We start from the raw sequence: 24736 nt of genomic DNA, 5'->3' as shown, positions 1-24736 counted from the left end.
GATGCCGTTCGGTGGTCCGGTTCAGCGGGGTTGTTCAATGCGGGCTCAGGCCGCGGCGATTTCATTCGGCTCAAAACTATCGGCCCGCGCCATCTGCCACATGCGCGAATAAAACTCGCCGTTCACTTCGCCGGTGAGCAATTCGCCAGGTTTCAGGAACACATGCAACTGCGAGAACAGCTTGATCTCGGTGGCCGACATGCGCCGCACCAGGTGCTTGGCCGACAGTTGCGAAGGGTGGTCGAGACCGGCGGCAGCGAGCATTTCTGCCAGGGCCTTCAACGTGTTGCGGTGGAAGTTGAACACGCGCTGGGCCTTGTCCGGCACCACCAGTGCGCGCTGGCGCAACGGGTCCTGGGTGGCCACCCCGGTGGGGCATTTGTTGGTGTGGCAGCTTTGCGACTGGATACAGCCGATGGCGAACATGAAGCCCCGCGCCGAGTTGGCCCAGTCGGCACCGATGGCCAGGACGCTGGCGATGTCGAACGCGCTGACGATCTTGCCGCTGGCGCCGAGCTTGATCTTGTCCCGCAGGTTCAAGCCCACCAGGGTGTTGTGCACGAACAACAAGCCTTCACGCAGCGGCACGCCGATGTGGTCGGTGAACTCCACCGGCGCGGCGCCGGTGCCGCCTTCCTTGCCGTCCACCACGATAAAGTCCGGGAGGATGCCGGTTTCGAGCATGGCCTTGGCGATGCCCATGAATTCCCACGGGTGGCCCAGGCAGAACTTGAAGCCCACCGGTTTGCCGCCCGACAGTTCACGCAGCTGGGCGATGAAGTGCATCATTTCGATGGGAGTGGAAAACGCGCTGTGGCGCGACGGCGAGATGCAGTCCTCGCCCATCATGATGCCGCGGGTGTCGGCGATTTCCTGGGTGACCTTGTGCTTGGGCAGGATCCCGCCGTGGCCCGGTTTGGCGCCCTGGCTCATCTTGATTTCGATCATCCGCACTTGCGGGTTCTGCGCCTGCACGGCGAAGCGTTCCGGGTCGAAAAGGCCGGCGCTGGTGCGGCAGCCGAAGTAGCCGCTGCCGAGCTCCCAGGTCAGGTCGCCGCCGTTTTCCCGGTGATAGGGGCTGATGCTGCCTTCACCGGTGTCATGGGCGAAGTTGCCGAGCTTGGCCCCCTGGTTGAGCGCGCGAATCGCGTTGGCGCTCAGCGAACCGAAGCTCATGGCCGAGATGTTGAACACCGAGGCCGAGTAGGGCTGCTTGCATTGCGGGCCGCCGACGATCACGCGAAACGCGCTGGGGTCGCTCAGCGGCGCGGGGCGCATGGAGTGGCCAATAAACTCAAAGCCCGACTGGTACACGTCGATCAGCGTGCCGAAGGGTTTGTCGGCACTTTCATTCTTGGCGCGGGAGTAGACCAGCGAGCGCTGGGCCCGGGAGAAGGGCAGGGCGTCGCTGTCGGATTCCAGCAGGTACTGGCGGATTTCCGGACGGATGCCTTCCACCAGGTAACGGATATTGCCCAGGATCGGGTAGTTGCGGCGCACCGCGTGGGGGCTTTGCAGCAGGTCGAAAATGCCGATCAGGCTAAGGATGCCGGTGACCACGGCGATCGGCCACAGCCATTCGTGTTCGATAAACGGCATGCTGGCGAGGGTGAAAATGACGCAGACGGCAAAGAACGCGTAACGGCTTAACAAGGACAGGCTCATACAGGGTTCCTTAGTTTTTATCCTGTAGGAGCGAGGGGGACGCCTAGTTCTTGCTCGCGAAGGTCGTTAACGATAGCGCGGTTGTCTGGATGACCGCGGTGCATTGACGTTTTTCGCGAGCAAGCTCGCTCCTACAGGGCTCGATCAGGCGTTTTGCGCCTGTAGAAAAATCGAGAACAGCTCCGACTGGGATTTGATCCCCAGCTTGCTGTACATGTGTTTCTTATGGACTTTCACGGTTTCAACAGAGATTTCCAGCTTACGAGCGATTTCCTTGCTGGAGCAACCACTGAGCATCAAACGGCCCACATCCAGCTCCCGCGCGGTGAGTTGCGCGCCCCAGCCATCGTTGTGGATCGGCTGCTCCGGAGCGCTCACCTGGTTGAGTTCATGGGGCAGGCGCTGGCGCAGCAAGCCCAGTACCCACGGTTGAATCAGCGACAGCAGGGCAATCTGCTGTGGGTCAAAGCGCTGTTTGGAGCCCAGGGACAGGCACAGGGTTCGCCCGTCCGGTTGCTGGCAGTTGAACTGGATTTCATCGGCCACCACGTTCAACCGGAAGTAGCGCTGGTAATACTCGGTCAGCTCGAAATGCTCCGGGGCCACTTCGGCCAGGCGAAACAGTCCGGTGCGCGAGTGTTCGCGGCTGGCGATGTAGAAGGGATCGAGCAGGTATAAACCGTTGAGGTAATCCTGGAACAGATGGTCGGGTTCGCCGTCCTGGCCGGGGCATTCGGCGAACACCAGGGGTTTGTGCTCGCTGCTGAACAGCAACACCACCCAACTGTCGAACGGCACATATTGGTCCAGCAACCGGACCAGCTGCGTCCAGAAATTCGGCTGGTCCAGGGCGTCTATCATCTGCCCCACCGAACGGTGCCAGGCGATGTCTTCCAGCGACAATGTCATGCATCTACCCCCATAGGGTTAACCCGGCTGCGTGATTTCCCGAGTGTTCGCGGCTGCGCATACTGCGCCACAGATAAAGAACAAGGAATAACCATGAAGGTCGAATTTGCCCAGCTGGCAGGCCGCGATAACGGCACAGCTTACAACCTTGAGCGCGCGTTGGCGGCAATTGCTGCGTGTGCGGCGGATACCCAATTGGTCGTATTCCCGGAAACCCACCTGATGGGCTTCCCGACTGCCGGCACCGTGGCCGAGGTGGCCGAGCCGGTGGACGGCCCGACCGTGCAGGCGATTATCCAGGCCGCCCGTGCGCGCAATATCGCCGTGGTGATCGGCATGGCCGAGAGCGACGCGGGCCAATTCTATAACACCACCTTGATGATCACCCCGGACGGCATCGCCCTGCGCTATCGCAAGACCCACCTGTGGGCCTCGGACCGCGGCGTCTTCACCCCGGGTGACCGCTACGCCACCTGCGTGTGGAACGGCGTGCGAGTTGGCCTGTTGATCTGCTACGACATCGAATTCCCGGAAACCGCCCGGGCCCTGGCGCAGTTGGGCGCTGAAGTGTTGATCGTCACCAACGGCAACATGGACCCGTACGGCCCCACCCACCGCACTGCGATCATGGCCCGCGCCCAGGAAAACCAGGCGTTCGCGCTGATGGTCAACCGAGTGGAAGAGGGCGACGACGGCCTGATGTTCGCCGGTGGCAGTGCGCTGGTCGACCCGTTCGGCAGCTTGCTGTTTGAAGCCGGGCGCGAGGAAGGGCAGTTCAGGGTTGAACTGGACCTGGGGCAACTGGCGGCGGCGCGACAGGACTATCGCTACCTGGATGACCAGCGCTTGAAATTGCCGGGGGAGGTGATTGAGCGCGAGGACGGGACGCGGGAATTGTTGATCCCCAAGCCCTGACACGGGTCTCGTGGCAAGGATGCTGTTGTGGCGAGGGGGCTTGTCCCCCGTTGGAGTGCGAAGCGCTCCCGCTTTTTCTGGGGCCGCTTCGCAGCCCAACGGGGGACAAGCCCCCTCGCCACAGAAGCTGCATTTCACCAAAAAGCTGCTTCAACCATAAAAATTATTGCGTTCGCTGCACCGACTTCAGTTCTGCCATAAATCTAATAATTGCGCGGAGAATCGCTCATGGCTCGTTTGCAACGCACCCTGTCGTTAGGGTCGGTGGTGCTGTTTGGCATCGCCTATATGACACCGAACATTGTCCTGGGCACCTTCGGTATCCTGGCGCAATCCACCGCCGGCATGGTCCCGGCCGCTTACCTGGCCGCCCTGGTGGCGATGTTCTTCACCGCCATGAGCTACGGCCGCATGGCCTCGGCGTTCCCGGTGGCCGGGTCCGCCTACAGCTATGTGCGCAAGGCCATCAGCCCCAAGCTCGGGTTTATCGCCGGTTGGGCGGTGTTGCTCGACTACCTGTTCCTGCCCATGGCCATCTGGCTGATCGGCGCGGCCTACCTGCATTCGGCCTTCCCGGCCGTGCCGCAATGGGTCTGGGTACTGGCGTTTATCGGGGTCACCAGTGTGATCAACATCATCGGCCTGAAACTCGCCAACGGCATCAACGCCTTGCTGATGCTGGTGCAGTTCCTGGTGCTGGTCGCCTTCGTCGCGCTGTGCATCCACTACATCGGCGGTGATGCGAGCAAGCCGCTGTGGACCATCACCCCGTTCTTCAACGGCCAGATGCAAATGCCGTTGATCATGAGCGGCGCGGCGATCGCCTGCTATTCGTTCCTGGGCTTTGACGCGGTCAGCACCCTGACCGAAGAAACCCGCGACCCGCGCCGCACGATTCCCCGGGCGATCATGCTGATCACCCTGATCGGCGGGCTGATCTTCGTCGGTGTGTCGTACTTCGTGCAGATCGCCCACCCATCGTTTGAGTTCACCGACGTGGATTCTGCCGCCTACGAGATTGCCCGCAACATTGGCGGCGACCTGTTTGTGTCGATCTTCCTGATCGGCCTGATCGTCGGCCAGTTCGCCTCGGGGCTGTCGGCGCAGGCCAGCGGTTCGCGGTTGCTGTTTGCGATGGGGCGCGACGGGGTGTTGCCCAAGTCGTTCTTCGGTACCTTGCACGCGCGCTTCGGTACGCCGGTCAACAGCATCCTGCTGTGCGCGGTGGTTGCGTTACTGGCGTTGAGACTGGACGTCACCACCTCCACCTCGTTCATCAACTTCGGTGCGTTCCTGGCTTTCAGCCTGGTGAACCTGTCGGTGATCTTCCACTACTGGATCGGTGCCAAGCAGCGCGGTTTGCGGGAGTTGGTGCTGTTCCTGGTGTTCCCGACCATCGGCCTGGTGGCGGATTTGTGGTTGATGGTCAGCCTTGATCACCTGGCGATTTACCTGGGCCTGAGCTGGTTGGCGATTGGCCTGCTGTACCTGGGTTTCCTGACGCGGGGCTTCTCCCGGCAGCCCCCGGAAATGGACTTCCAGGAAGCCGCATAGAAGCTCGGGGTCTATTCTTATTGCAATCGGTTCTCGTTTGGGTGCATCATTTGTGTTACTGTATAACACTTGATGTTCACCCAGACGCCCCGGAGGCCTTATGAAACCTGGTATCCACCCCGACTACCGCACCGTGTTGTTCCATGACACCGCCGCCGACGTTTTCTTCCTGATCGGTTCCACCGTGGAAACCGACCGTACGCAACAACACAGCGACGGCAATACCTATCCCTACGTGCTCCTGGACGTGTCCAGCGCCTCGCACCCGGTGTACACCGGCCAACAGCGCAAGACCCAGTCCGAAGGCCGCATCGCCGGCTTCAACAAGCGATTTGCGTCGTTTGGTTCGGCCGGTAAAACCGCCGAGGCGTGATGCACCGCGCGTTACCTCAGGGCCGCTTCATTCAATGAAGTGGCCCTTTTTTATGCCCATCTGACGAAGTGATGTCGCAAGGCCATCACTGCAAAGAAAAACCGACTAAACTGCTGGGTAATGGCCAGGAGGCTGTTACCTTGACCGTAGGACACGCACATCGACGCTATACGAGGTGCCCCATGGGAGAGTCAGTGACCTTCGCAAATCCCGACCGCCCGGTAGTGCTGTTGATTGACGCACACCCGGACGTGCTGGACCGCCTGACGCAGTTGCTGCGCCTGGAACCCTTTGAATTATGCAGCGCCACCGACGCCGCTCACGCGCTGGCGATTCTGGCGCAGCAACCCGTCGACCTGGTGATGAGTGCCGCGCGCCTGCCGGACATGGACGGCGCCACCCTGCTTGCGCAGATCCACCATGATTACCCGCACACCGTGCGCATCCTGCTGACCGGTGAAACCGACCTGACGCTGATCATCAAGGCCATCAACGAAGGGCAGATCTACCGCTACCTGAGCAAACCCTGGAAAGACGAAGAACTGCTGCTGGCGTTGCGGCAATCCCTGGCCCATCAACACTCCGAGCGTGAGCGCCTGCGCCTGGAGCAATTGACCCGCCAGCAGAACGACGAACTCAAGCAACTCAACGCCAGCCTGGAAAAACGCGTGGCCTCACGCACCAGCGAGCTGCAGCAAACCGCTGACATGCTCGACCTGGCCTACGAAGAACTCAAACACAGCTACGCCACCGGCACCGAAGTGTTCTCGCTGCTGGCCAACCTGCGCTTGCCCCGAGCCAAGCAAACCAACCGGCAGATCATCGAGCTGGTGCGCACCTGGTGCCACGGCCGCGGCCTGGATGAGGCCAGCAATCGCGACCTGACCATGGCCGCCGCGCTCTACAACATCGGCAAGTTGAGTTGGAGCGACAACATGATGGTCTCTCCCAGCGACCTGCTGCACAGCACCTACCGTGAGCGGTACCGGGCGTATCCGGCCCAGAGCGAATCGTTGCTGATGACCCTGGAACCGATGAAAGACGCGGCACGCTTGATCCGCCATCACCAGGAACGCTGGGACGGCAGCGGCTTTCCCGACCACCTCAAGGGCGAAGCAATACCTGTAGGTTCGCGCCTGTTGAAACTGGCGGTGGACTTCATCGAATTGCAACGCGGCTTGATCCTTGAGCGGCAGATGAACAGCGACGAAGCGCTGCTCTACATCCGCAAATACGCCGGGCGCCTTTACGACCCGGACATGGTCGAGGACTTCGTCCAGGCCTGCGCCGCGTTCCTCAGCGACGTGACCCTGGGCGACCCGTCGGTCAAGGTCCTGAGCACCCGCGAACTCGCCGAAGGCATGGTGCTGGCGCGCAACCTCAACGCCGACAACGGCATGCTGCTGCTCAACGCCGGCAAGGTGTTGAACCTACCGCTGGTGGACAAGCTGATTGCGTTCGAGGCCATGGAAGGGGCGAAGTACAGCGTGTTCATCAAGGAGCCGGATGAGGCACTGCTTTCGGGGTGAGACCGGTTCATGGGATCCTTGCGCCTTTGTATTCAAGGCGACCTTTTCATGACCTCCACCATTCGCATCGCCGCCGCCCTGCTGATCGGCAGCGACGGCCAGACCCTGCTGGTACGCAAGCGCGGCACCCAGGCCTTCATGCAGCCGGGCGGCAAGATCGATGCCGGCGAGCAACCCGCAGAGGCTTTGGCCCGTGAGCTGCACGAAGAACTGGGCCTGCGGATTGATCCGGCGGCGGCTGTGTACCTTGGGCAGTTCTCTGCGCCGGCGGCGAATGAGCCGGGGTTCGTGGTGCAGGCCGATTTGTTCCAGGTGCACATCGACGTGGCGGTGATGCCGGCTGCCGAGATTGAAGAGGTGTGCTGGATCGACCCGGCGGGCGACGGCGGTTTGCAGCTTGCGCCGCTGACCCGGGATTTGGTTCTGCCGTTCTATCGCGCGTCGCTGATCCCTGCCTGATCTTGTGGCGAGGGAGCTTGCTCCCGCTGGGGCGCGAAGCGGCCCCAGGATTTTTGGGTCTGCTGCGCAGCCCGGCGGGAGCAAGCTCCCTCGCCACAGGTATCCGCTACAGGTCAGCGAACGGCGCTGACGCCGTCCAGGGTCGAAAACGAGGTGTCCTTGGCCGTCAGCAGAAAATCACGCATGTACGGCGCGTCCAGCATGTCGGCGCGAATCCCGGCGTACAGCGTGGCAAACAAACCTTTCTCCCCCAGCCGCTTGGCCTTCACATACCCCCGGGAGCTGTATTCATGCAGCGCCCAATGGGGCATGCCGCACACGCCGCGACCGCTGGCCACCAACTGCATCATCATCACCGTCAGTTCCGAGGTGCGCACCTGGGCCGGTTCTACATCCGCCGGTTCCAGGAAGCGGGTGAAGATGTCCAGGCGATCCCGCTCCACCGGGTAGGTGATCAGGGTTTCGCTGATCAGGTCTTCGGGCACGATGTACGGCTTGTTCGCCAGCGGGTGCTGGTTGGCCACGGCGAGCATGGCTTCGTAGGTGAACAGCGGTACATAGGTGATGCCCGGCAGCTCCAGCGGGTCCGAGGTCACCACCAGGTCCAGGTCGCCACGGGCCAGGGCCGGCAGCGGCGCGAAGGCGAAGCCGGAGGCCAGGTCCAGCTCGACTTCCGGCCAGGCATCGCGGAACTGGTCGATGGTCGGCATCAACCACTGGAAGCAACTGTGGCACTCGATGGCCATGTGCAAACGCCCGGCCGTGCCGCCGGCCAGGCGCGCGATGTCGCGTTCGGCACCGCGCAGCAAGGGCAGGGTGGCGTCCGCCAGTTGCAGCAGGCGCAGGCCGGCGCTGGTGAAGCGCAGCGGCTTGGTCTTGCGCACGAATAACTGCATGCCCATGCGCTCTTCCAGTTCCTTGAACTGGTGGGAGAGTGCTGATTGCGTCAGGTGCAGGCGCTCAGCGGCCTCCACCAGGCTGTCGGCTTCGCGCAAGGCGTGCAGGGTCTTGAGATGGCGGATTTCGAGCACGGGGTCTCCATGAATATAACTTGTGACAAATTCGGATCGGTTGAGTTTGTCTCATGTTGATAGGCCTGTCGACCGTCGTGCTCAAGTCCCGCCGCCTCACACCCCGGCAAAGTGCCGGGTGGCCAGCGCTCGCCCGATATTGCCGCGCCAGATAGGGTCCACCGCGGCCCCGGCTTGCGCCTGGGCGACTTGCCATTGCAGGCCCAGGTTGCGCTGCTCGGGAATCTTCAAGTGGGCCTTGATGAACTCGTCGAACTGCGCCCCGGCCTTGTCGTAATGAAAGTGCGCGTACCACAGGGTGGCGGGCGGCGTTTGTGTCAGGTCCTGAACCACGTATTCCTGAAGATAATCCGCCCGTCCTTTCTTGCCTTCATTGAGGTTGCGGGCCGGTTCGCCCTTGCGAATCTCCACCACCCGTTGTTCGCGAAGGTAGTCCAGATAGCCTTCGGTGGGGGTTTTGCTGGCGAGGGTTTGGCGGATTCGCAGGTTGCGGCCCTTGATGGTCAGCTCCATGGCCTTGGCCCGCAGTTGGCGCACGAGGTCCTCGGTAGGGTCCAGGCGTTCCAGGCGATTGGCCCGCAGGTTCAACTCGGCCGCTTCGCTGACCAGCAGGTGCTCCAGGTCCACCGGCAGCATTTTTTGCTCGGTGTAGGCGGTGGCGCGGCTTTCGTACAGCGCGACGTTGTCCAGGCGAGCCCTGGCTTCGCTCACCACGAACGGCTTGACGTTGGACTCCGGCGGCGCGGGTTCCGAGGCGGCATTGTCCTTGAGCCGGGACTTGCCGCCGGGGCCCTTCACCCAGGTCTCGACGCGCCCGCTGGCGCTCTCAACCTGGTAAGTGGTGGCTTGGGTTTGTGGGTCGATGCTCTCGGTGCCCACCAGGGAAATATTGTCCTCGGTGTCGAATACCCGCCGTACAGGTTGCCCGGCCGGTGGGCGGCTTGCCGGCGACTCCTTGATGGCCCGGCGGGCGAGTTCGATCATCTGGTCAATGTCGACGAAAAACGCACTGAGTTGCGCCTGGTCGAAATGCTGGGGGTAACCGAGGTTCCAGGTGCGGATGGTCAGCCGGAATTGTTCATAGGCCTGTATGCAGTCTTCCAGCACCTTGCGCCGCTGTGTGATGTTGGCGCTGGCGTTGGGCAGTTCAAAATGCGAAGCCCATGCCCGGTTGACTTTGGCGTAGCTGTCCCGGGCCTGGGCCCGCAAGTAGAACCAAGACAGCTCGGCAACTTCGGGGTAAGTCTCAAGGGTATCGAAGCGGTGTAAGAATTTCAGGTGCGTGCGGTAGCTGTCATTGAGCGTACGTCGGAATTGCTCCAGCATCGGGCTTAGCCGGGTACGGTGGGCGGCATCGGTAACCTGATCGAACCAGCGGTTGAACTGGGAAAAGTCGGCATCGATCCGGTCCAGGTCACGCAGAATCTCGCTGCTGATCCTTTTACGCTGCCGCAGGATCTCCAGCATGGCGGGAACGATTGCCAAGGTGTCGAAAACCTCGGGGGAGATAGCGGTCATGTTATGGGTTCCAAGCTCCAGGATCCGTGCCTCGATCTGCTTGAAGTGATAGCGCGCCCGGTTCAGGGTGGTCAGGGTCAGGCGCGCCGCATTGCGGCTCATGTCCTCTCTGATCGCGCGCTGGCGGTTGCCGCTGGTAAAGGGCACGAACTCCGTCAGTTCCTGATACTGGCGGCTGTACAGTTCGATGTCCTGCTCGAAGGATCTGCGGATCGCCGGGCCTGCGCTGTCGGTGCGGGCCATCAGTTCTTCGGTTCGGTTAATGGAGAGCGCAATCAGGTCTTCGCGGCTGTTGATACTGTTGGCCAGCGCCTGTTGGCGGCGCAGGGCGCGGTCGGTCCACCAGCGTGGCAAGTAATCACGGATCGACTGGGGCCAGATCGGATCAAGCACTTCGGCCATATGCCCGAGCACGCTGCCGCCACCCGCCAGGCCGCCCTTGAATGCGCTGCCGTAGACGCCGTAGTGAGTGTCCCATTCGCCGTTTTCATCCAGGGCAATCGGCTGCTTGTAGGTTTTGCTGCGGGTCGGGCTCAGGCGCCAGTCCAGGGGATCGCCGGCCAGCTCAACCTGATAGATGCGCCCGCGCCGCATGATGAAGTCGCCTTCGGTATGCCGGTACACATTGCGATAAAAACCGTGGGTCTGCGGTTGCAGCCCGGCCAGCGAGATCACTCCTTCATATTCATAACCGGCGAAACGCTGTGCCGCCCGCCGAGCCTGGGTGACCGAGGGCAGGTGCAGGCTGGCGGCGCTGCTGGCCAGATGGCGCAATTGACGCTGGCGCGTGGCGGCGCGGGCGTTGACCGGCAGGACGAGGCTGCCCGGCAGAATGTCCATGGCGCAGTCGATCAGCGACAACAGCACCGCCTCGACCTCGGCCAGGCCATGGCCGACGTTCCCGCGCAGGAACGCAGCAGTGGCCAGGTTGGCACTGGACCAGGCGTCATACAACGCGACGACCGAACCCACGAAAGGCACCAGCCCCAGGGCGATTTTCAGGTAGTTGAAGATCAGCCCGGCGCGCAGCGCATTCTGCTCCAGCAACAAGGCCGCGTTGGAGCGCGAGGTCGCGCGGTGCGCTTCTATGACGCGGCCCATATGGGCGTTCAGCAAATGGGCGGCCAGCGAGGTGGTGGCCGGCCACGGGGTTCCGACGGCAAAGACCGGATCAAAATTCCGTTGCTGGGCCTGGGCGATCCGGGTTAGGTGGGCGGCGGTGTCGCCCTTGATGGCCAGGCCGGCCAGGTAGGCGCTCATGCCGCTGACCAGGCTGAGGTCGTAGAGCGCCTTGCGGGCCAGTTCCAGGCTCGCGTAGCGCCGCAGGTCCTGGTTGTCCGGGCTGTTTGGCAGGTACAGCAGGGTTGTGCCGGAGATTTGTTCCTGGATGAAGGTGACCCCTGACAGGGTGGTCGGACCGAAGTCGGTATCTTCACCGCCCGCACTCAGGGTGGCCGGCAGTAGCACGATTTTCTTGTCTTCCACCTGCCAGGCATCCGCGTTGTCGGCGTCGATGGCGATGTTCAGCAGCCGCAGATCGTTGTCGTCGAATCGCCCCAGGGCCCGCGCGCGTTTGCCTAGCAGCATGAGCATCAGGCGCAGCGGCTCGGCCAGGCATTCGCGACGGTGCTGCGTGGTGAAAGGCGCCGCCGCGGGATCACCGAGGAAGGTGCGGGTGATCAAGCTTTCGTAGGCCCCGGCGAGGTCCAGCTCCTTGACTAGGGTCTTCAGGTATTCCAGGGACAGGCCGGTGGTCAGCCGGGTGGTTTCAGGGGCATTGGGGCCGGAGACATCGAGCTTCATGTAGGTCAGGCGCTGGGCCAGCGTCGGGTCGATGTTTTGCTGGGCCAGTTGCAACAATGACAGGGTGCTGCGGCGGGCACTGGGCACCGTCACATACTTGAACGGTGTACCCGGGCCCGCGTATTCGGACAGGTATTCGCGCTCCTGGCTTACCGTGTCGGGCAGGTCCAGTTGCACCGACCAGGTGTGTTCAAGCTGGAAGTCTTCGCGCAGGCGTTGGTCCAGGCGGCGCTGGCCGAAATCGTCGAAAGGTTCCAGCTCGCGTTCGAGCAATTGCTGCGAGCGATGCAGGGCGCTGATCTGCGCTTGAATCAGGTGCTTGAGTGCCAGGCGTTCATCTGCCGGCAACTGGCTCAACTCCCCAGGCAGTGCCCCGGCCAGGGTGCTGCTGCGTTGTTGCTCGAGCAGTTGTCCATACGCCAGTTCCCGCGCCGGGCACACCGGGGTTTGCAGGGTAAACAGGGTTTGCTCTTTGAGTTTGTCCAGGCCTTCGGTTCGCTCCTGGCCGAACGGAGGCACCGGGAAGAGGGAAATCAGCGCATACGCCTGTTGTTCGCTGGCGTACAGCTGCTGTTGCAACGAGTATTCAATCGGGTCGCCGGTCAGCAGCGACAATTGCAGGGTGACGTCCTGCGCTTCGCTCGACAGCTTGAACAGCGAGTGTTCCAGGGCTTGGCGGGATTCGAAACGCTGCAGGCCCCCTGCATTGCCTGGCCAGTACAGCAACAGGCTGTGGGGCACCGAAGAGGTCAGCGCGCTGGTCTGGGTGATGAGCAACAGGCCTGTCAGCTCCTCGGAACCTTCCCTTGGGTCACGGCTGGAGAGGATCAGGCGGGTCACCGCGACAGCCGGGCGGCGTTCCGGGGCCGCTGGGTGTTCCGTGACGGCCAGGAGCAGGCCGTGTTCTTCATCGCTGATCTGCTGGAGCGCATGCTGGATGGCGCCCTCGGCGCGCAGGGCGGCGAGCCGCGCTTGGTAGAGCGCGTCATAGTCCGGATTGGGTTTTTGCCGCAGCTCAAGTTGATCGAAGGCGGCTTTTTTTGCCAGCAGGCCGCTGGCGGCATCATTGCCGGCCTGCTCTGCGTCTTTCAGCGCCTGCATCAAACCCTTCAACTGCGCCAGCCGGGCGGTTTGCTCAGGGCCATCGCCCAGGAAGCGCTCCAGTGCGCTGCGTTGCAGCCTGATCGCGGCCCAGCGTTGGCCCAGGGCAATGTCGGCGCTGAGGTGGCCGAAGGGCAGGGCAGGAGGCAGGTCGTCAGCGTCCGGGCCGGGCGTATCTGCCGGTTGATGCGGTGCGATAAGCATCGGGATTTCCCGGCGCTGGCTGTCCAGGCGGTCGGCATCATCCAGGGCATGGCTGGCGTAACGGGCCAGGTCACTGCCATTGCGATGACGGTTGCGCAGGCTTTCCAGCTGAGCCGCGTGCAGGTGCGACAGCAGGTCCAGAATGCCGTGCTCCAGGGGTTCGGTGCGCGAGCTGTATTCGACGGTGACAGCGTCAGCCGCGACGTCCGGCGGGATCAGTTGCTGATGCGCTGCGACCAGCCACTGCTCCATGTCGCGGCGTTGGCTGAAGACCATCACGCCGGGTTGCCGGCAGGGCAGGTACAGGGTTTGTGTCAACAGCGGCTCCTGGCCCACGGAGATGACCCAGGCGCCAGCCAATTTGACCTTGCTCTGGTCGGGCAGCAGCAACGCCAGCTGGCAGGTCTCGACGGGGCGTACGCCATTGGGGGTGGTGACCGGGTTGAGCACTGTCTGCAACGAGATCAGTTGTTGGGCACCCAGCCTTCCCTGGGCATAGGCCGATTGCCCGCAGGCCTCGAAATGCTGGCAGTACAGTTGTGCCGCCCGCTCGCGACGGGACAACGGCGTACCCGGCGCCCGGGTACTCCAATAGTTTTCCCAGCGGGCGCTGAGCAGTTTCCCCAGGCCCAGTGCCTGGAGCCGCTTGAGCAATTGCACGGGCGTGAGGGCTGACAGGCGGTGGGACGCCAGGCCGACCACGGTGCTGCGGGCATCCAGGGTGGGGGAGATGTCTGGAAACTGGCAGATAAATCCCCAGGCATCCGCCAGGCTGACGAAGTGCTCGTCGTGATCTTCGGTCTTGAGAAATCCCAGGCCGACCGGTGCGGCGCCCAGTTGCCAATGCTCTGTGAGCAGTTGTTCGATGGAGTCGCGCACGCCGGGTGCCTGGGCAATCAGTTGATGCAGCTCCTGTTGGCTTTCGCGCCAGCGCGCTGAGGCTTGCAGGGACAGGCTCTGGTCCTGGAGGCGGGCCTGGCCTGGAAGCGACGGTGAGGCGAAGTCGCTCAGGGTGGCAGACGGGGGAAGTAGGGTGAGGTCACTCATGATGGTGTGTTCATGCTCTGGTGAGACCGGGCTTGCCGGTGAATGCACCATTAAAAAGGCGGGGCCAGGGCGTGAGGTGATAGATAGATACGCGGATGACCGTTGGGCGCCCTTCATCAAACTGTCACTGAACTGTGGCAGCGCGCTTGTACAAAGTTCATCAGACTCGCGCTCTACTGGGGTTCTGCGTTTCGGTGTTTTTCATGCGCGTGTTGTTTTTCATGGCCGCTCTGTTATTCGGCCTGCCGTCCTTTGCGGCTTCTCGATGTGATGTGAATGTCCCGACTGAACGGGTTGATCTGGAACAGGTGAGCCTGGCCTACCAGAGCATTGGTCGTGCCTCCGACCCGGCCTTGCTGCTGGTGATGGGCCTGGGCGGGCAGTTGATCCACTGGCCGGACGAAGTGGTGGTGGCCCTGTGTGAGCAGGGCTTTCGGGTGATTCGTTATGACAACCGTGATGTTGGGCTGTCCACCTGGCGCCAGGCACCGGCCAGCGCCAACCTGACCTTTGAAGTGCTGCGCTACAAGCTCGGCCTGCCGGTGGCGGCGCCCTACACCCTGACCGACATGGCGGACGACGCACTGGGCTTGATGGACGGCTTGCACATCCAGCAATTCCACGTGCTGGGCGCGAGCATGGGCGGCATGATCGCCCAGCACCTGGCGGCCATGGCGCCGCAACGAGTGGAAAGCCTCACGCTGATCATGACCAGCTCCGGCGCCGAAGGCCTGCCGGCACCGAGTGCGGCGCTGGTGCAACTGTTGTCGCGCCGCAGCGCGCCCAATCGTGAAGTGGCCCTGGAACAACAGGCCGACCTGCTGGCGGCGCTGGGCAGTCCTTATGTGAAGGATGATCGCAAGGTGCTGTTGCAGCAGGCGGCGCAGTCGTACGACCGGGCGTTCAACCCTGACGGTGTGAAGCGCCAGATCATGGCAATCCTTGCCGAACCGAGCCGGGTGCCGTTGCTCAATCAACTGCGGGTGCCGACGCTGGTGGTGCATGGCACGGCCGATCCGTTGTTGCCGGTGATGCATGGGGTGCACCTGGCGGCGCATATCCAGGGCAGCCAGTTGCGGCTGATTCCGGGGCTGGCCCATCGTTTCCAGGAGGCGTTCAAGGCGCCGTTGCTGGCGGCGGTCTTGCCCTACTTGCAAGCGCATCGGCAGGATGCGGCGCATTGGGCGCAGATCGACCCGGTGGTGCCTGCGAAGGTTTTGTAAGGGCTTGACGGGGTGTATCGTGGGACCTTTCCGGCGTTTAATGCCAGCGAGGTTGCCTAGTCATGAGTACTCCCCTGAAAATCGATTTCGTCAGCGACGTGTCGTGTCCCTGGTGCATCATTGGCCTGCGTGGCTTGACCGAGGCCCTGGACCAACTGGGTCCGGAGGTGCAGGCCGAGATTCATTTCCAGCCGTTTGAGCTGAACCCCAACATGGCTGCCGAAGGGCAGAACATTACCGAGCACATCACTGAAAAGTACGGTTCCACGGCTGAGCAGTCCCAGGCTAACCGGGCGCGGATTCGTGATATGGGGGCGGAGTTGGGTTTTGCGTTTCGTACGGACGGGCAGAGTCGTATCTACAACACGTTTGATGCCCATCGTCTGTTGCATTGGGCGGGGCTTGAGGGGTTGCAGTACAACCTCAAGGAAGCATTGTTCAAGGCGTATTTCACTGACCAGCAGGATCCGTCTGATCACGGGACGTTGGCGGGGATTGCCGAGGGTGTTGGGCTGGATCGTGTGCGGGCAGAGGAAATTCTGGCTTCGGACGAATATGCCGCCGAGGTGCGGGAGCAGGAGCAGTTGTGGGTGTCTCGCGGGGTGACTTCTGTGCCTACCATCGTGTTCAACGATCAGTACGCGGTGAGTGGTGGGCAGCCGGCTGAGGCGTTTGTCGGGGCGATTCGGCAGATTATCAGTGAGGCCAAGGGCTGAATGGGGGCTGTCAGATAAAAATTAAAAAGCAGCCGACCTGAGTGTTAGAAGCAAAAGCAGAGCCGCTTTATGTGGGAGCGGGCTTGCTCGCGAAGAACCAGAGGGCGCCGCGTTGAATCAGGAGGCCCAAGTCATCGTTAACGACCTTCGCGAGCAAGCCCGCTCCCACATTTGGAGCGTGCCCGCCTTTGATTTTGCTGTTGCTTCAATCAAACTTATAGCTGATGGCCGTCTGCACCTGCCCCTGATTCACATCCCCGGTCTCCTTGACGATGCTGCTATTGGCCGCTGACCCCACCAGGTGTATCCAACTGGCACTGGTCAACAGCGACCACTTCGCATCCAAAGGAAACTCAAAACTCTGCGTCAACGTCAGGTTCTGAAACCCGGCACTGGCGTTATACGGCCGAAACCCGGAGGCCGCAGCCTCATTGGCATCCACCCCGAAAAACGTCTGCGCCTGGCGGGCATCGGCAAAGTGCGCCATCAGGCCGGTGCTGCCGATAATGCCGCTCCCCAACGGATAACCCAACTCGCCGCCGAGCTTGCCCACCACGCCGCTTTGATCACGCGCCCCGCCCACGGCCTGACCCACCTGCGCATACACCCGCCAGAACTCAGCCGGAGCGTATTGGATGAAGCCGCCGATCTCGGCCATATCCGAAACATCACGCAAGCCCCGCAGCGACCCATTGGCCGTCCGCCCCGGCAAGTAGTTGATGTAAGGCCCGGCAGTAAAGCCATGGGTATTCAGGGCACTCCAGGTCAGCCCATCGTCGGTACCCAGGCTGACACTCCCCCAATCCAGGTCGAAATACGGGATCGGCCGCGTTTCGTAGCGGCTGCCCGTCGGATCGTGGGGCTGATAGCTGACGCCTGCGCCGACCTCGCCGGTAATTCCGTCCGCCAGCGCAGCGCCGCAAACGCCCCACAGCCCCAGCAAACCGGTGAATACAGCAAAAGTAACCCTGAACATGGAGCCATTTCCTTTTGTGAACATGCGCGCATGAACGCGCAAACACCCGACCTTAGGCAAGCACTCATCTAGGTTGTAGCAAGCTACAAAAATTGTAGCCAGTTCCGACACAACCAAATGCAAATACCCGCCAAACCCTTTGAAAACAGGGGGTGCGAGCACTTGGCACAGTCCATGCTCTAGCACTCTGCAAGCGCAACAGCGCGCTCCTACTTCATAGGTAAATGCAGATGATCCACTGGCATATCGTGTGTGACTTCGACGGGACTATCACCCCTACCGACGTCATCGACAACGTCCTCCAACGCTTCGCCGGCCCCGAGTGGGAAACCATCGAGCAGGAATGGCTGGATGGGCACATCGGTTCGCGCGAATGCCTGAGCCGTCAACTGGCGCTGATCAAGGCGACCCCGGCCGAGTTGCTGGCGTATTTCGACAGCGTCGAGATCGACCCGGACTTCCCGGACTTCGTCGATCACGTCATGGGCCTGGGCGCTTCCATTGAAGTGGTCAGCGATGGCATCGAACAAGGCATCGCGCGGATTCTCTCGCGCAACTACGTGACCTTGCTGCCGATCCTCGCCAACCGCCTGCGCCAGGTCGACCAGAACAGCTGGCGCATCGACTTCCCGTATGCCAGCGACGCCTGCCGTGCCGCCTCCGGCAACTGCAAGTGCAAGTCCACGCCGCGCAACAAGCGCGTGCTGGTGATCGGCGACGGCAAGTCCGACATGTGCGTGGCCTCCACCGCCGACTTCGTCTTCGCCAAGGCCAGCCTGGCCGACTACTGCGAAACCAACAACATCCCTTACGCGCGGTTCGACACCTTCGCCGAACTGCCGGCATTGCTGGCCAAGCTGCCTCAGGGCATCGCCGCCAACGCCACCTCCTTCAGCACCTCTTCCGACAATCAGGAACTCTTCCACCATGTCTGATATCCGCATCGCTACCGCAGAAGACCAGGTTCTTCTGGATAAAGAAGCCAAGTACTGCTCCTACGGCGACACCGTTCACTACATCGACCCGCCGCGCATTTTCAGCCGCTGCGAAGGCTCCTACGTGTGGGACACCGAAGACCAGGCTTACCTCGACCTGCAAATGTGGTACTCGGCCGTTAACTTCGGTTACGCCAACCCGCGCCTGAACAACGCGCTGAAACAGCAGATCGACACCCTCCCGCAAATCGCCAGCCAGTACCTGCACAAAGGCAAGATCGAGCTGTCGGAAATGATCGCAGTCGACGCCAAGAAAAAATTCGGCCTCGACGGTCGTGTGCACTTCAACGTGGGCGGTTCGCAGTCCATCGAAGACTCCCTGAAGGTGGTGCGTAACGCCACTAACGGCAAGAGCCTGATGTTCGCCTTCGAAGGCGGCTACCACGGCCGTACCCTTGGCGCTTCGTCGATCACTTCGAGCTACCGCTACCGTCGTCGCTATGGCCACTTCGGCGAGCGCGCCAACTTCATCCCGTTCCCGTACCACTTCCGCGGCCCTAAAGGCATGACCAAGGAAGAATACGGCAGCCACTGCGTGCAGCAGTTCGCCCGTCTGTTCGAAACCGAATACAACGGTGTGTGGGACCCGAAAGTCGGCCAGAGCGAATACGCCGCCTTCTACGTCGAGCCGATCCAGGGCACCGGCGGCTACGTGATCCCGCCGATGAACTTCTACAGCGAGCTCAAGCAGGTCCTCGACCAGCACGGCATCCTGATGGTTGTCGACGAAATCCAGATGGGCTTCTGGCGTACCGGCAAGCTGTGGTCGATCGAACACTTCGACGTCAAGCCGGACGTGATCGTCTTCGGCAAGGCATTGACCAACGGCCTGAACCCGCTGGGCGGCATCTGGGCCAAGGAAGAGTTGATCAACCCTAAGATCTTCCCGCCAGGCTCCACTCACTCCACCTTCGCGTCCAACCCGTTGGGCACCGCGGTAGGCCTGGAAATGTTCAAGATGACCAGCGAAGTCGATTACGGCGCAATGGTCATGGCCAAGGGCAAATACTTCCTGGCCGGCCTGCAAGAGCTGCAAAAGCGCTTCCCGATCATCGGCGACGTCGATGGCCTGGGCCTGGCCCTGCGCTGCGAAATCTGCGGCCCGGACGGCTTCACTCCGGACAAGGCGACCCTGGACTACATGGTCGAGGAAGGCATGAAGGGCGACATGGTGGTTGACGGTCAGAAACTCGGCCTGATCCTCGACGTGGGCGGCTACTACAAGAACGTGATCACCCTGGCACCGTCGCTGGAAATCAGCTACCCGGAAATCGACCTGGGCCTGAAGCTGCTCGAGCAACTGCTTGTGCGAGCGACCAAACGGTGAGCAGCCACGAGATCGACCTCGGTGAAGGTGATGCCGGCTTCGTTCTCGGTAGCGGTCCGATTGGGATCCTGTTGATCCACGGCCTGACGGGCACCCCGACGGAACTCCGTCGGGTGGCCCAGGGGTTGGCCAAGGTCGGTAACTGCACCGTGTACGTGCCGACCCTGGCCGGCCACTGCGGGGACAACAGCGACCTGCAAGCCACTGGCTGGCAGGACTGGTACGAAGGCGTGCGCAAGACCTTCGTCGCGGTGAAACAGCGCCACGAGCAGGTATTCGTCGGCGGCTTGTCGATGGGCGCGGTGATGTCGATGTACGTGGCGTCGCAGTTCCCCGGCCAGGTTGCCGGCTTGCTGATGTACTCCACGACGTTGAAGTACGACGGCTGGAGCATCAACAAGATGGCGTTCATCACGCCCTTGCTGATCCGTATTCCCTTCGGTGTGCGCCTGTTCCGCTTTACTGAAAAGCCGCCCTACGGCATCAAGAACGAGCGCCTGCGGGCGATCGTCGAGCGGCAGATGAAGGAAGGGGAGAGCAGCGAGGCGGGTCTCTTGACCATGGAGGGCGTCACGGTGCGCGAGTTGCACTGGATGAATGCCGTGGTGAAGAAGCTCATGCCATCGATCAAGACCCCGGCCCTGGTGCTGCATTCCATCGAGGATGACATCACCAGCCGTTGGAACGCCGATTACGTGGAACGCCATCTCGGCGGCCCCGTGACCAAGATCCTGCTGGACAACTGCTACCACATGATCACCGTCGACCTGCAATACCGTCGGGTGATCGAGTTGAGTGCCGAGTTTGTCGGGCAGCACGCACACGCCACAGAGGCACCTGAAGATTATCGACAGCTGGCTTGAACCCTAAGGATTTGACGTGATCACCGCCCAAGCCTTTTCGACCATTCGGGCCATCGAACGCAGTGCCTGGAACGACTGTTTTCCCGATGCCCTGGAGGATTGGGACTATTACGTGGCCGTGGAAAACGCCGCTATTGATGATTTCCAGTGGCGCTACCTCGCGGTGTTTGACGAGGCAACGCTGGTAGCGGTCGCGCCGGCGTTCATTACGCGTTATCGCCTCGACACCACCATGTCAGGCGTAGGCAAGCGCTTTACCGAGCGCCTGGAGCGACTGTGGCCGGGTGTTTTGAAGCTGGGCCTGTATGCCATCGGCTCGCCGGTGGCGGAACAGTGCAATGCGGGTGTCGCCAGTCATGTTGCCGAATCCGGGCGCGAGGCGTTGCTTGCGCAGTTACTCGCCGCCGCACGCCGGGATGCCGATGCGTTCGGCGTCGGGCTGGTGGCGGTCAAGGATGCACCGACCAGGGACGAAGGCTGGTCAAACAGCTGCCTAGGCGCGGGTTTCCAGAGCATGCCCAGCCTGCCAACGGCCTTGTTGCCGATCCCTTTTGGTTCAGTGGACGCCTACCTCGGTTCCCTGGACAAAGCCACCCGCAAGGACCTGCGCCGCAAACTGCGTGCGCCGGGGCCGCGTGTCGAGTGGCGACGCAACATCGACGACGTACTGCCGCGCATCATGGCGCTGTATGAGGCCACCCTGGAACGCTCCGACCTGCAGTTCGAGCGACTGCCGGCGGGCTATTTCACCGGTATCCTTGAACAGCTGCAGGAACGTGCGGTCTGTGTGCTTTATTGGGTGGACGAGCAACTGGTGGCGTTCAACCTGATCCTGTTTAACCAGGATCGCCTGATTGACAAGTTTTTCGGCGAAGACAGTGACTACAGTCGCGAATACAGCCTGGCGGTGCGCAGTTGGTTAACCAACATCGACTACTGTATTCGCAACGATATTGCGTTATATGAATGTGGTCAGGCCGGCTATGCCAGCAAGTTGCTGCTGGGCTGCGAGTTCCAGGGCAACAGCATGTTTTTCCGCCACCGTAACTGGCTGGTCAACCGTGCGCTGTTCGTTGCAAAAGTGTTTCTCCGACCGGATCGATCCGACCCTGCCATGGCTGCTGCGATAAGCGAAACCTGATGATCAACAAGACCCGCCAAAAAGCCCGCCCCTTTGCCATTTCGCGTTGGAGCGTCCAGCGCAAGCTGGTGTTGGCGTTCTGGCTGGTGACGGTAATTCCGACGATGATCGCGGCGGAGCTGGCCGCCACGACGTTGTCGCAGATCTTCGACAGCAACGTGCGCATCTGGCTGCAGGAGTCGACCAAGATCGTCAAGGACGAGATCGGCGACATCCTCCACGACAACGCCCGGGTTGCCCAACTGTTCCTGCGCTACACCAAGCCGCCGTCGTCGCGCCAGGCCGAGAAACACGACAAGCTGACCGCTGATATTGCCGCCGCCACCGACATCGACGTGGTCGCGCTGATCCGCAGCAGTGACCACAAAATCGTGTTTACCACCGCCGCCGACGACATCGTCAAGCAAATCAACCTGGCCAGTAATGCGGTGTTGCAGACGGTCGAAGTGGGTGGCGTGACCACCGGGGTTGTGGTGTCCACCTTCGAGACCAGCGAGGACGGCGTTGATTATCAACTGCTGGTGGCCACTTATCTGGACAGCAGTTTCCTGACCAGCGTGGCCGATGTGCATTCCCTCGACCTGCGCTTGTACCTGGCCAACCCCACCGGGTTTTCGGAGATTTTCTCCACCCAGCGCTTCGTCGATCACCCCACGCGGATTCCTTCGAGTATCGAATCCGCGCTGCGCAGCACCAAGCAACCCAGCGAACAATTCACCAACAACTACAGCGGTTTGTACTGGCCGATCTTCAACGATGCCGGCGAGCTGCAAGGGGTGATCTTCAGTGGCTTGCTGCGCCATACCAGCCTGGTGGGCCTGGTGAACCAGAGCAATCTGTTCGTGTTGATCTTCCTGCTCAGCTCGGCGTTGTCCCTTGGTGCGGGCATGCTGGTGTCCCAGCGCCTGACCCGGCCATTGCGGGATCTGTCCGAAGGCGTCAGCGCGGTGATCTCGGGTAACTATCAGCACCGTGTGGCGGTCAGCGGCGGCGACGAGCTGGCGCAACTGAGCAGCACCTTCAACCACATGACCGAGCGCCTCGGTGAGTTGCATCACCTGGAAGCGCAACTGCGCCGCCGCGACCGCCTGCATGCACTGGGCGAAGTGGCCATGGGCCTGGCTCACGAAATTCGCAACCCGCTGGGCATTATCAAGACGGCCACCCAGTTGCTGCATCGCCGCGCCGATTTGCCGGAAACCGACAAGCGTCACCTCGAATACGTGATCAGCGAAGTCAGCCGGATCAACGACCTGATCACCGAATTCCTCGACTTCGCCAAACCCAGTGCACCGCTGCGCACCGTGCAGGCGGCACGCCCGGTGGTGGAGGAGATCCTCGGCTTCTGCGGGCCTGAGCTTGCGACCCATAACATCGACGCGCAAATTGATGATGCGGCTCCCGGCGCGACGATTTATGCCGATGCCAAGCAGCTCAAGCAGGCGTGCCTGAACCTGATTCTCAACGCCATCGACGCCATGCCCGGAGGCGGGCGCCTGACCCTGGGCATCCACAGCGTGGGCGGCAACACGGTGATCAGCATCGGCGATACCGGCGAGGGCATTGCGCCGGACATGATCGAGCGGATCTTCACACCATTCGTCACCACCAAGGCCTCGGGCACGGGCTTGGGTCTGGCCAAAGTGTTCTCGATCATGGAAAGTCATGACGGCAGCATCGAATGTGTCAGCGAGACAGATGCCGGCGCCACCTTCAGCCTGTACATTCCGGCCCAGGGTGCAGACGACGGCGATGATGAGGATGGTGATGACGCATAACGTATTGGTAGTTGACGACGAACCCAAGCTCTGTGACTTGCTTTCGTCGGCCTTGAGCCAGAGTGGGATCCAGGTGTTTACCGCCGGCAACGGCCTGCACGCGCTCAAGGTGCTGGAGCAGGAAGACATCGACCTGGTGATCAGCGACTGGCGCATGCCCGGCATGGACGGGCCGGCGCTGCTGGCGGAAATCAAGGTGCGCTACCCGCAACTGCCGGTGATCGTGATGACCGCCTACAGCACCGTGAAGAACGCGGTGCAGTCGATGCGCAACGGCGCCTACGACTATATCGCCAAGCCCTTCGATATCGACGAGCTGGACATCACGGTGGCGAAGGCCCTGCAGTTTCGCGACATCATGCGCGACAACGCGCGCATGCGTGCCGAGTTGGATGAACATGCGCAGTTCGACAGCCTGGTGGGTGACAGCCCGGCGTTCCGCCGCGTGCTGCACGCCGTGGACTCGGTGCGCGACAGCAACGCTACGGTGCTGCTGACGGGCGAAAGCGGCACCGGCAAGGAGATGGTCGCCCGTGCCATCCACAAACACGGCAACCGCGCCGACAAGCCGTTTGTGGCGGTCAACTGCGCGGCAATCCCCGAAGGCTTGCTGGAAAGCGAGATGTTCGGCCACCGCAAGGGCGCCTTCACTGGCGCCGTGGCGGATCGGGTCGGGCGCTTCATGCAGGCCGACAAGGGCACGTTGTTTCTCGATGAGGTGGGTGACATGCCGTTGGCGTTGCAGGCGAAAATCCTGCGGGCCTTGCAGGAGCGGGTGATCGAGCCGGTGGGTGACCCGCGCGAGCGCAAGGTGGATGTGCGAGTGATCGCTGCCACCAACAAGAATTTGCTGGATGCGGTGGCGAACAAAGAGTTTCGTGAAGACCTTTACTACCGCTTGAACGTATTTCCGATTCCGCTGCCGGCCTTGCGTGAGCGGGTGGAAGATATCGCGCCGCTGGCCCGGCACTTTGCCCAGACCTTGAGTGCCACGGCGGGCAAACGCATCACCGGTTTCAGCCCCGAGGCGTTGCAGGCCATGGCGGCGTATTCCTGGCCGGGCAATATTCGTGAGCTGCAGAACTGTGTGGAGCGGGCGACCATTGTCGCGGCGACGCCGGTGATCGAGGATATTGATTTGCCTGCGTATTTGTTTGCTTCGACGCCTGCTGAGGATGGGGTGGGCGCGATACTCAGCAACGGGCCGGGTGTGCCGCAGGATCTGGATGCGGCGCTGGCTGAGGTGGAGAAGGCTTACATCATGGCTGCGTTGCAGGAGAGCAACGGGGTGCAGGCTGCTGCGGCGCAGAAGATCGGGATTTCCGAGCGCAGTTTTTGGTATCGGTTGAAGAAGCTGGGGATTCAGGTGGACAAGATTGTTCGCTAGGGGGCGCTGAGCGGTTGCTTGGGGGCATATCCGTTATTTAGGTAACGGCGACTTATGGTTCCGCTCTTACAGCGGCTCACTTTTGGCAAACGCCCGGAATGCCGGCCCAGCCAAAAGTAAAAGGTCTTTGCCCCGCCACTCGGTGCCTCGCTTAGGCTCGGCATGCCCGCACTCCGGCCATCGTGGTTGACGGGGTGCCTAAGATCAAAAGCAAAAGCACAG

Annotated in this window: 18 protein-coding genes; 13 read left to right on the top strand and 5 right to left on the bottom strand. The window is 61.8% G+C overall.

The features are described 5' to 3' along the window. Nucleotides 1–45: 45 nt before the first annotated feature. Together HX805_RS10240 and HX805_RS10235 are read right to left on the bottom strand one after the other, a co-directional pair. Nucleotides 46–1665 (bottom strand): FMN-binding glutamate synthase family protein, encoded by a 1620-nt coding sequence (locus tag HX805_RS10240; RefSeq protein ID WP_003216444.1) that lies wholly within the window; start codon nt 1663–1665, stop codon nt 46–48. A 144-nt stretch (nt 1666–1809) separates the two neighbouring features. After that, complete coding sequence (locus tag HX805_RS10235) at nt 1810–2574, bottom strand: LuxR C-terminal-related transcriptional regulator (protein WP_003216446.1); 765 nt, start codon at nt 2572–2574, stop codon at nt 1810–1812. Nucleotides 2575–2667: 93 nt separating this feature from the next. Between HX805_RS10235 and HX805_RS10230 the strand changes: the two genes are divergently transcribed. From HX805_RS10230 to HX805_RS10210, 5 genes are all read left to right on the top strand, one after another. Continuing rightward, entirely contained in the window at nt 2668–3489 is an 822-nt protein-coding gene (locus tag HX805_RS10230; RefSeq protein ID WP_177116844.1) for a carbon-nitrogen hydrolase family protein, read from the top strand. A gap of 228 nt (nt 3490–3717) precedes the next feature. Then, nucleotides 3718–5043, top strand: coding sequence for an APC family permease (locus tag HX805_RS10225; RefSeq protein WP_177116843.1), 1326 nt, complete (start codon nt 3718–3720; stop codon nt 5041–5043). Nucleotides 5044–5143: 100 nt separating this feature from the next. After that, on the top strand, nt 5144–5416 hold the full coding sequence (locus HX805_RS10220; protein WP_003216453.1) for a type B 50S ribosomal protein L31: 273 nt from the start codon (nt 5144–5146) through the stop codon (nt 5414–5416). A 182-nt stretch (nt 5417–5598) separates the two neighbouring features. Then, a complete protein-coding gene (locus HX805_RS10215) occupies nt 5599–6945 on the top strand; it encodes an HD domain-containing phosphohydrolase (RefSeq protein ID WP_177116842.1) in 1347 nt (448 codons plus the stop codon). Between the two features lie 48 nt (nt 6946–6993). Continuing rightward, on the top strand, nt 6994–7404 hold the full coding sequence (locus HX805_RS10210; RefSeq protein ID WP_177116841.1) for an NUDIX domain-containing protein: 411 nt from the start codon (nt 6994–6996) through the stop codon (nt 7402–7404). Nucleotides 7405–7517: 113 nt separating this feature from the next. On the opposite strand, the gene metR is transcribed toward HX805_RS10210, so the two are convergent. Beyond that, on the bottom strand, nt 7518–8435 hold the full coding sequence (gene metR, locus HX805_RS10205) for a transcriptional regulator MetR (protein ID WP_003216460.1): 918 nt from the start codon (nt 8433–8435) through the stop codon (nt 7518–7520). A gap of 96 nt (nt 8436–8531) precedes the next feature. Next, the gene (locus HX805_RS10200; RefSeq protein WP_177116840.1) at nt 8532–14108 is read right to left on the bottom strand and encodes a dermonecrotic toxin domain-containing protein; all 5577 of its coding nucleotides are present in this window, start codon (nt 14106–14108) and stop codon (nt 8532–8534) included. Nucleotides 14109–14311: 203 nt separating this feature from the next. Here HX805_RS10200 and HX805_RS10195 point away from each other — a divergent pair, with 203 nt between their 5' ends. Beyond that, nucleotides 14312–15331, top strand: coding sequence for an alpha/beta fold hydrolase (locus tag HX805_RS10195; RefSeq protein WP_032899419.1), 1020 nt, complete (start codon nt 14312–14314; stop codon nt 15329–15331). Between the two features lie 62 nt (nt 15332–15393). Continuing rightward, nucleotides 15394–16047 carry a DsbA family oxidoreductase gene (locus HX805_RS10190; protein ID WP_003216466.1) on the top strand — a complete coding sequence of 218 codons (654 nt, stop codon included), beginning with the start codon at nt 15394–15396 and terminating at the stop codon, nt 16045–16047. Between the two features lie 205 nt (nt 16048–16252). Here the strand turns inward: HX805_RS10190 and HX805_RS10185 are convergent, their stop codons facing one another. Next, nucleotides 16253–17023 carry a MipA/OmpV family protein gene (locus HX805_RS10185; RefSeq protein ID WP_177080127.1) on the bottom strand — a complete coding sequence of 257 codons (771 nt, stop codon included), beginning with the start codon at nt 17021–17023 and terminating at the stop codon, nt 16253–16255. Between the two features lie 230 nt (nt 17024–17253). Between HX805_RS10185 and HX805_RS10180 the strand changes: the two genes are divergently transcribed. The 6 genes from HX805_RS10180 to HX805_RS10155 are packed head-to-tail and all read left to right on the top strand — an operon-like array spanning nt 17254 to nt 24514. After that, nucleotides 17254–17958, top strand: coding sequence for an MtnX-like HAD-IB family phosphatase (locus HX805_RS10180; RefSeq protein ID WP_008435530.1), 705 nt, complete (start codon nt 17254–17256; stop codon nt 17956–17958). Next, a complete protein-coding gene (locus tag HX805_RS10175) occupies nt 17951–19345 on the top strand; it encodes an aspartate aminotransferase family protein (RefSeq protein ID WP_003216473.1) in 1395 nt (464 codons plus the stop codon). The genes HX805_RS10180 and HX805_RS10175 overlap by 8 nt, the downstream gene beginning before the upstream one ends. After that, nucleotides 19342–20208: a carboxylesterase gene (locus tag HX805_RS10170; RefSeq protein WP_003216475.1), complete on the top strand. Its 867-nt coding sequence runs from the start codon at nt 19342–19344 to the stop codon at nt 20206–20208. Before HX805_RS10175 ends, HX805_RS10170 begins: the two co-directional genes overlap by 4 nt. A 16-nt stretch (nt 20209–20224) precedes the next feature. Then, nucleotides 20225–21349, top strand: coding sequence for a GNAT family N-acetyltransferase (locus tag HX805_RS10165; RefSeq protein ID WP_177080128.1), 1125 nt, complete (start codon nt 20225–20227; stop codon nt 21347–21349). Continuing rightward, entirely contained in the window at nt 21349–23127 is a 1779-nt protein-coding gene (locus tag HX805_RS10160; RefSeq protein ID WP_177027747.1) for a HAMP domain-containing sensor histidine kinase, read from the top strand. The genes HX805_RS10165 and HX805_RS10160 overlap by 1 nt, the downstream gene beginning before the upstream one ends. Then, complete coding sequence (locus HX805_RS10155; protein WP_003216481.1) at nt 23117–24514, top strand: sigma-54 dependent transcriptional regulator; 1398 nt, start codon at nt 23117–23119, stop codon at nt 24512–24514. Before HX805_RS10160 ends, HX805_RS10155 begins: the two co-directional genes overlap by 11 nt. The last annotated feature ends 222 nt before the right edge of the window (nt 24515–24736 follow it).

It is taken from the genome of Pseudomonas sp. G5001, from assembly GCF_013385475.1.
GTDB lineage: Bacteria > Pseudomonadota > Gammaproteobacteria > Pseudomonadales > Pseudomonadaceae > Aquipseudomonas.
Note: the sequence above shows the minus strand (reverse complement) of the source record. Positions and strands in the feature narration are given on the sequence as shown.

Excerpts from the sequence above, each read along its gene's own strand:
- HX805_RS10220 (WP_003216453.1), top strand. The coding sequence starts at position 5,144 with ATGAAACCTGGTATCCACCCCGACTACCGCACCGTGTTGTTCCATGAC.
- HX805_RS10175 (WP_003216473.1), top strand. The coding sequence starts at position 17,951 with ATGTCTGATATCCGCATCGCTACCGCAGAAGACCAGGTTCTTCTGGAT.
- HX805_RS10190 (WP_003216466.1), top strand. The coding sequence starts at position 15,394 with ATGAGTACTCCCCTGAAAATCGATTTCGTCAGCGACGTGTCGTGTCCC.
- HX805_RS10155 (WP_003216481.1), top strand. The coding sequence starts at position 23,117 with ATGACGCATAACGTATTGGTAGTTGACGACGAACCCAAGCTCTGTGAC.
- HX805_RS10225 (WP_177116843.1), top strand. The coding sequence starts at position 3,718 with ATGGCTCGTTTGCAACGCACCCTGTCGTTAGGGTCGGTGGTGCTGTTT.
- HX805_RS10235 (WP_003216446.1), bottom strand. The coding sequence starts at position 2,574 with ATGACATTGTCGCTGGAAGACATCGCCTGGCACCGTTCGGTGGGGCAG.
- HX805_RS10210 (WP_177116841.1), top strand. The coding sequence starts at position 6,994 with ATGACCTCCACCATTCGCATCGCCGCCGCCCTGCTGATCGGCAGCGAC.
- HX805_RS10195 (WP_032899419.1), top strand. The coding sequence starts at position 14,312 with ATGCGCGTGTTGTTTTTCATGGCCGCTCTGTTATTCGGCCTGCCGTCC.
- HX805_RS10200 (WP_177116840.1), bottom strand. The coding sequence starts at position 14,108 with ATGAGTGACCTCACCCTACTTCCCCCGTCTGCCACCCTGAGCGACTTC.
- HX805_RS10240 (WP_003216444.1), bottom strand. The coding sequence starts at position 1,665 with ATGAGCCTGTCCTTGTTAAGCCGTTACGCGTTCTTTGCCGTCTGCGTC.
- HX805_RS10215 (WP_177116842.1), top strand. The coding sequence starts at position 5,599 with ATGGGAGAGTCAGTGACCTTCGCAAATCCCGACCGCCCGGTAGTGCTG.
- HX805_RS10160 (WP_177027747.1), top strand. The coding sequence starts at position 21,349 with ATGATCAACAAGACCCGCCAAAAAGCCCGCCCCTTTGCCATTTCGCGT.
- HX805_RS10185 (WP_177080127.1), bottom strand. The coding sequence starts at position 17,023 with ATGTTCAGGGTTACTTTTGCTGTATTCACCGGTTTGCTGGGGCTGTGG.
- HX805_RS10230 (WP_177116844.1), top strand. The coding sequence starts at position 2,668 with ATGAAGGTCGAATTTGCCCAGCTGGCAGGCCGCGATAACGGCACAGCT.
- HX805_RS10180 (WP_008435530.1), top strand. The coding sequence starts at position 17,254 with ATGATCCACTGGCATATCGTGTGTGACTTCGACGGGACTATCACCCCT.